The organism is Vibrio sp. Y176 (assembly GCF_033438945.1).
Map to the genome: position 1 here is coordinate 1 of NZ_JAWOQS010000838.1, position 590 is coordinate 590.

General features: G+C 43.2%; 1 protein-coding gene. It reads right to left on the reverse strand.

The features are described from left to right. A partial coding sequence (locus tag R7O13_RS28945) for a DUF4136 domain-containing protein (protein WP_318305473.1) occupies window positions 1-473 on the reverse strand: 473 nt, incomplete at its 3' end. Window positions 474-590 lie beyond the last annotated feature (117 nt).

Sequence of the window (590 nt, forward strand, 5' to 3'; positions counted from 1 at the left end):
TCTGTGATCAAATTTTCCCTTTTCTCAGTACTCATTGATTCGGTTAACTTGCGGCTTGAAACGCCTTTCCACACAACTTGGTTCGCCTTACTATCCACCAGCTCTACCACTAACTTCCCGTATTTGCGTTCTTTATATCGTTCAGGGCTTGATGTAATCACACCGAAGCTGTTCCATCCATAACCGACGCTAAAAGAAGAACCAGACGATACCAACTCCGACTCCTCAACGATATCGTGATGAACGTATAAATCACCACCACTTGCAACTCGAGAAAGCCCCTTCGATTCCAGTTGAGCAGCCAAACCTTGTTCTATACGGCGTCCATCGATACTTGCTGGAGCATCATTTTGTTTACCAAAATCAAACGTTGTATAAGAAGCGAAGCCCGCTTGTTTATCCACGTCTGTTGTTACTGTCGTACAAGCGGCCATCAAAAGCGCCATTGCCCCAATTGTTACTGTTTTCCACATACGCGCTCTCCTCGTTTTTTTACTTATACGGCTGACAATAAAGTTGTGTCATTTCAATCATGAGTCTTGACCATGAATGATAAGTGTTCAATGTCAGATGATGATTAAACCATCAAG